General features: G+C 50.8%; 1 rRNA gene. It reads left to right on the forward strand.

From position 1 onward, the window contains the following. Positions 1-250: ribosomal RNA gene (locus tag TEPIDINF_RS15110) — 23S ribosomal RNA — on the forward strand; the annotation flags it as partial.

Consider the following 250-nt stretch of genomic DNA (forward strand, 5'->3'; position numbering starts at 1 on the left):
AATGGAAGTATACCCATCCCTGAACACATAGGGGATGAGGAGGCAACCAGGGGAACTGAAACATCTAAGTACCCTGAGGAAGAGAAAGCAAAGAAACTTGGGCCCCACCAAAGTAGTCGGAATAAGCTACAAAGCTTTCCGTCACTTTGGTGGGACTTGAGTGCGATTCCCTAAGTAGCGGCGAGCGAAAAGGGAACAGCCTAAACCGATACCTACGGGTATCGGGGTCGTGGGGCGTCTTATGTGGAGT

The organism is Tepidibacillus infernus (assembly GCF_048898065.1).
GTDB lineage: Bacteria > Bacillota > Bacilli > Tepidibacillales > Tepidibacillaceae > Tepidibacillus_B > Tepidibacillus_B infernus.